The 6,802-nt window shown below is 53.8% G+C and carries 3 protein-coding genes and 1 pseudogene; all 4 read right to left on the reverse strand.

Annotation, left to right across the window (positions count from 1 at the left end):
- Positions 1-1,451, reverse strand: a pseudogene (locus AQR02_RS30485) (putative polysaccharide biosynthesis protein); the annotation flags it as partial.
- 137 nt (positions 1,452-1,588) lie between these two features.
- On the reverse strand, positions 1,589-2,131 hold the full coding sequence (gene spoVT, locus AQR02_RS30490) for a stage V sporulation protein T (RefSeq protein WP_054944026.1): 543 nt from the start codon (positions 2,129-2,131) through the stop codon (positions 1,589-1,591).
- 284 nt (positions 2,132-2,415) lie between these two features.
- Entirely contained in the window at positions 2,416-3,480 is a 1,065-nt protein-coding gene (locus tag AQR02_RS30495; RefSeq protein WP_054944027.1) for a peptidylprolyl isomerase, read from the reverse strand.
- A partial coding sequence (gene mfd, locus AQR02_RS30500) for a transcription-repair coupling factor (protein ID WP_082452165.1) occupies positions 3,467-6,802 on the reverse strand: 3,336 nt, incomplete at its 5' end. The genes mfd and AQR02_RS30495, both read right to left, overlap by 14 nt.

Below are 6,802 nucleotides of genomic sequence, written 5' to 3' on the forward strand. Positions count from 1 at the left end.
TAAGCCCGCGAGCAGCAGCGCGGGCTTCACCAGGGCATCTGCGAAGCGCAGCCGCAGATAGCCCTGGCGGTGCAGCAGCACGTTCAGCGCTGCTGCGAACAGATGCGCAGCCACGCTGGCGATAGCTGCGCCGGTAATGCCCTGCTGCGGTACGAGCAGCAGGTTAAGGGCCGCCTTAAGCGTTGCTGCGGCCAACAGGTGCAGCGCCGGCGCACGCACGGCGCCAAGGCCCTGCAGCAGCGCGGCCGAGATGATGCTGACCGTGCCGCCGGCGGCGGTGAAGGCCAGCCAGATCATCGTGCTGCTGCCGGCGGCATCGCCGTACAGAGCCGTGTTAATCGGCTCTGCCAGGACTGCCAGGCCGACCGAAGCGGCCAGGCCCAGCAGCCAGAACCAGCGCAGCGACAGGCTGCAGCGGGTTCTTACAAGCCCCTCGTCCCCGCGGTACTTGGCCTCAGCCAGTGCCGGGATGAATACGACCGATAGTGAGGTCGCCAGCATCGTCACAATCTGCACAAGCGGCAGGCCGCGGTTGTAGATGCCGAACTGCGCCATCGCGGCCGCTTCACTATAGGATGATGACAGCAGCCGGGGCACTGTAAACACATCGACCAGACCGACCAGCGGTACGGCTAATGCCCCCAGCATGACCGGCAGCCCGTAGGTGAGCAGCTGCCGGGCTTGGGTGCCTTTGTGCCGCCGGCCCCCAGCCGCCGCGCTGAAGCCGGACTGTCTACCTGCCGCAGTCTCGGCAGCGGCGGCGGATAATTCGGATGCAGGGTCCGGCAATAAGGCAGAGACCTTATGGCGGTGGCGCCGCCAGAACAGCAGCATGACAAGCAGCCCTGCGGCGCCGCCCCGGCTGAGCCGAGCAGCGCGCCAGCCGCTATATTGGCTGCGTCCGCGCCGTTTCTTGTCAGATACAGCAGCAGTGCAATCATCACGATAACTCGGACTGACTGCTCTACGACCTGGGATACAGCCGTCGGAACCATGTTATGCAGTCCCTGAAAATAGCCGCGCATGGCTGCCATCAGCGGTACAACGGCCAGTCCCCAGGCGCTGGTATGCAGCGCTGGTATAATATGCGAATTTCCGACCCAGCCTGCAATGACCGGAGCACCGGCATAGGTAAGCACACCAATAACCAGGCCGCTGATGGCTGTAAGGATTGCCGACAGCCGGAGTACCCGGCGTCCTTCTGCCTCATCTCCTCCGGCGGAAGCCTCGGCTACAAATTTCGATATGGCAGGCGGCAGACCCAGCATCGCGACCGTGACAAGCATCGTATACAGCGGATAAACCGTATTATAAATGCCGAAAACGGCATCCCCGCCTAAATTTTGCAGCGGGATCTTTTGCAGCGTACCAATAAGCTTGGAGACAATAGCTGCTGCACTGAGAATAAATGCTCCTTGCAGCAGCTTGGAGCCTTGCGGGTTTAATTTCATGGTTTACCTGCTTCTACAGCTATAACTGTCATAATGGGATGAATTCCTAATATTATAACGCATGCAGGCAGACGACAAAACCCCGCTCTCCTTTTGATATACATCAAAAGGAAAGCGGGGCACCTGGCGCCAATCGGTTACTGCTCCATCTGCTTGCCCAGGAAGGCGGCAGCGGTCTCGGCCATTTTCACTTCCATCTGCGCCATTTTCACTGAATCATCTTTATTCAGCAGAACTACGCAGCCAATCGGATCGCCGCCAGAAATAATGGGGGCAGCTACATAGCTGGACAACATCTCCGCATGATCTTTTCCGATGTCGTAATTCCCGGCATTTGTCTCAAGCACCGTCTTACGGCTTTCCATGACCTTTTCAAGCAGCACTCCTACTTGTTTTTCCAGGTAATCTTTTTTGGAGCCGCCGGCAAGGGCGATGAAGCTGTCACGGTCAGTAATCATTGTGATATGTCCGGTGCCTTCAAAGAGGGATTCCGCATATTCCTTGGCGAAATCGCCAAGCTCCCCGATCGGGGAATATTTCTTCAGTATGACTTCACCGTCACGATCGACGAAGATCTCCAGCGGATCACCTTCACGGATACGCAGTGTGCGTCTAATCTCTTTAGGGATAACAACTCGGCCGAGGTCATCAATACGGCGAACAATACCAGTAGCTTTCATTTCACATGTTGCCCCGCTTTCTTAAGAAGTATGGTCCAACTACTGTCCATTATGGGAAAGGATAATCCCAGTGATTTATCGTAATATCTGACCATAGTATTCATCTCTTCCCAGTTCCTTATACATGCTAAGGCCTGCATAAAATATAATATCCAAATCCTCGCGGCTACCGGATATTTGTTCCAAGGATGTGCCTATTTTCGCAAAATTATACCCGCCGGAGATACCAAAAAGCCATCCCTCGCTTGGAAGCGTCAGGATGGCTTGTCTGTTCATTATTTTGGTTATTCAGCGGCTTCTGTAGCGGCCGGGGATGCGCTTGGAGCTTCAGTCGGCTCAGCTCCGCTATTGGTTGATCCGGTTTCATCTGCAGCGGCAGAGCTCTTCGGCAGATTGATCTTGATTTCAAGCGATTCAAGATCCTTGTCCAGGAAGGATTCAAGATTCTTGGAGGCCAGCGTGCTCTTGACGGTTTCCTTCTGCTCGTCAGACAGCTTGTCGAAGGTAGTCTCCGTACGTGCTTCAACCTCCATAATGTGATAACCATAGTTTGTCTTTACAGGATCACTGATGGTGTTCAGCGGCAGGGTTTGCGCGGCCTTCTTGAACTCCTCTACATAAGTACCCAGGGTAGCATCCTTATATTCGCCGCCGTTGTCCTTAGAACCGGTGTCATCAGAGAACTCTTTAGCAGTTGCGGCAAAATCGGCACCGCCGTCAAGCTTAGCCTTTACTTCTTTAGCCAGCTTCAGGGCATCTTCATCGGTCCGTTCCTTGCCGGCGGCATCCGTCAGGCCGATCAGTACGTGACGCAGTGTAGCTACTGTAAAGTCACCTTTAGTCGCTTCGAATTCCGCCTTTACCTGTTCGTCGGTAATTTTCAGCAGCATGTCCTGATATACGGTAAGCACACGCACCATATACGTACGGATCTCAGCTTCGGTCAAATTCTGCTCCTTCAGGGAGCTTTCATAGGTGTCGCCAAGCGCGGTCTTGAGCGAGGTCACCTGCACATCGGCTTCTTTCTCCGCTTGCTTCTTAGCATCATCCGTTGCCTTGGCGGCGAGATATTCGAAAGCAACCTCCTGCTTCAGAATCGACTCCTTAAAGGCATCAATTTCCAGATATTGTGCCTGCTGCGGAGACAGGAACTTCATGACACGAGTGTCCAGATCGAATTCCTTCTCGGTGATTGTGCCGTCTTTATAGGTTGCTACAGCCTTGCTGTTATCTTCAGCAGCACTATTGTTGTTATTATTGCTGCTGCAGGCAGATAGCATAGAGAAGGAAACGGCCGCGGCTAATGAAACCAGCAGCACTTTCCAGGATTTTGTTTTATTTAACGACATTGTGTAGTTCTCCCTTCGATTTTAACGACTGTTTCGCTGCTTCCAGAAATTGTTCCAGCAGATCTAGCAGCTCTTTATCAGTGAGGTCTTTGGTTTTAATGCGGATGCCGGCTTTGGCATCTCTATCAAATTGTACACGTCTTTCGAAGCTATTTCCAACTTTCGCGAGTTTTGCCGTGTCAAACGCAGCCGTGCTGCCTTCATGGAAATTGAGTGCAACCTCGTCACCCCGCCGAACCATGGATTCCATGCCGTATAGTTTACCGTAAACCTTAAGGCGTGCTACCGACAGCAGATTAACCACCGCCTCCGGCAATTCGCCGAACCGGTCAAGCAGCTCATCCTCCAGCTCGCCCGCATCCTCAAAGGTGGCTACCGCCGCAACCTTTTTATAGATTTCGATCTTCTGAATGCTGTCGTAAATATACTCGGACGGCAGATAGGCGTCAATCGACAAATCAATGACGGTATTGCCCTGCTTCAGCGAAGTGTCCTCTTCACCAAGCACCGTAACCTTCCGCTTGCGGATTTCTTCCGCCAGCATTTGCGAATACAGATCAAATCCGACTGAGGCAATGAATCCATGCTGCTCTGCGCCAAGCAGATTTCCTGCACCGCGGATGGACAAGTCTCTCATGGCAATTTTGAAGCCGGAACCAAGCTCCGTAAATTCCTTGATCGACTGCAGGCGTTTCTCCGCTACTTCGGTCAGCACTTTATCCCGCTGGTAGGTGAAATAGGCATAGGCGATCCGGTTGGAACGGCCCACACGTCCACGCAGCTGATACAGCTGGGACAGTCCCATTTTATCGGCATCATGCACGATCAGCGTATTGACGTTCGGGATATCCACCCCGGTCTCAATAATGCTCGTACTGACAAGCACATCATATTCCCCGTCTAGGAAATCAAGTATGGTTTTCTCCAGCTCCGACTCGGACATCTGGCCATGGCCGATGCCCACCCGCGCTTCCGGAACCAGCATAGAAATCTGTGCAGCCATCTCCTGAATGCCCTGCACGCGGTTATACAGATAATAAACCTGGCCGCCGCGGGCCAGCTCACGTTCCACCGCCTCACGTGTAAGCGTCTGGCTATGCTCCACCACATACGTTTGTACAGGAAAGCGGTTCTCTGGTGGCGTCTCAATGACTGACAAATCCCGTACCCCGAGCATGGACATATGCAGCGTACGCGGAATCGGTGTAGCTGTGAGGGTGAGAACATCCACATTCGTCTTCAGCTTTTTGAGCTTTTCTTTATGGGTTACACCAAATCGTTGCTCTTCATCCACAATCAGCAGGCCGAGATCCTTGAAGACCATATCCTGTGACAGCAGCCGGTGTGTTCCGATGACCACATCTACGGTTCCCTGCCGTACGCCCTTGATTGTCTCATTCTGCTCCTTGCGGCTGCGGAACCGGCTGAGTACCTGAATGTTCAGCGGATAATTCGCGAACCGTTCCCGGAACGTCTCATAGTGCTGCTGCGCCAAAATGGTGGTCGGCACAAGAACTGCCACCTGCTTGCCTTCAATGGCTGATTTGAATGCGGCACGGATCGCCACTTCAGTCTTGCCGTAGCCCACGTCACCGCACAGCAGCCGGTCCATTGGACGGTTCTGCTCCATGTCCTTCTTAATTTCCTCAATCGCCCGGAGCTGGTCGCGCGTCTCTTCATAAGGGAACATTTCCTCGAATTCGCGCTGTTCCTGGGTATCCTTCTCGAATCCGTAGCCAAGCGCACTCTGCCGTTCCGCGTACAGCTTAATTAAGTCATCCGCGATATCCTGCACCGAGGAGCGTACCTTGCTCGTAACTCTCGTCCATTCGTTACCGCCAAGCTTGTATACCTTCGGCTCTTTATCCTCCGAACCGACATATTTCTGGATCAGGTCAATTTGTTCAATCGGCACAGACAGCTTGTCACCGCCGGCATACATAATATGCATATAATCACGGTGAATGCCGCTGACCTCGAGTGTGCCAATGCCCATGTATTTACCGATCCCGTGATTCTGGTGAACGACATAATCACCGATTTTGAGCTCAGTGTAGCTCTTAATCCGCTCGGCATTGTCGATTCCTTTCGATACCTTGCGCGCTTTGCGCTGCTTCTGGGAGAACATTTCCCCTTCGGTAATTACCGCCAGATGGATGGAAGGCAGCTCGAAGCCGGACCCCAGGTTACCTTGCAGCAACGTAGGCTCCTCAATACCGTAGTCATCAAGCACCCGGCGGACCCGCTCCATCCGTTCCTCACTGCTCGCAAGCATCACTACCTGCACACCTGATTTATGCCAGCGCTCCATCTCGGATTTCAGTACATTCATCTGTCCATGGAAATCCTGCATGCCGCGGCTGATGAAGCCAAGGATGTTCTGGGGCTGGATATGGGGAACCTGACGCAAAAAGATCGACATAAACAGGCTCTGGAACGGCCGGCGGTACATAATTACATCATTGTCCACAGAGAGATGGAGGTCCGGCAGATTCTTGCCGTTCTGCAGCAGATGCAGGTTCCATTCGGACTCATCGCGTTCCAGCTGTTTCGCTGTCTCCAGCAGTCTTGCCGGCTCATCCAGCACCAGCAGCGTATCCTGAGCCATGTAATCATATAAATGAGTACGTTCAGGATATAAGAGACTAATATATTTATAGATTTCAGGAAAATAGGTGCCTTCCCGCAGCATCTCCAGCTCACGGCCCATTTCCTCACGCAGACGCAGCTTGGCCTGCCGGTCGGTCATCTTCTCCAGCTGGCGTTCCAGCATGTCCGCAGCCGCTGAAGCCGCAGACTCCAGACGAGACCGCTCCGCAATAATCTCTTTGGCCGGTGTAATCTTCACACTGCGTACCTTGTCAATGGAACGCTGATCTGCCGGGTCAAAGGTCCGGATGGAATCCACCTCATCATCGAACAGCTCCACCCGGTAAGCCAAGGCAGCGGTCATCGGATAAAAGTCTATAATGCCGCCCCGTACGCTAAGCTCGCCGCGGTTCTCAACCCGCTCTACCCGTTCATATCCCATCCCGATCATGGATATCAGGAAATCCTCCAGAGAGAGGGTACCATCCTGCGAAATGGTCAGCTGGGCTTCGGCCATCACATGCGGCGAGGGAAGCAGACGGCGGACGCCGGAGTAAGGAACCACGACAATGCCCCGGAAGCCTTGCGCGCATTTGGTCAGCACATCGATCCGCTGGGCAAGCGTCTCCGGACTGGATACCGCTGCTTCAGCGGCTACCAGCTCATTGGCAGGGTATAGCAGCACGCGATCAGGAGAAAGCGCTTCCTGCAAGTCCTCAGCCATCTTCTGTGC

The organism is Paenibacillus ihuae, assembly GCF_001368795.1.
GTDB classification, from domain to species: Bacteria; Bacillota; Bacilli; order Paenibacillales; family Paenibacillaceae; genus Paenibacillus_AQ; species Paenibacillus_AQ ihuae.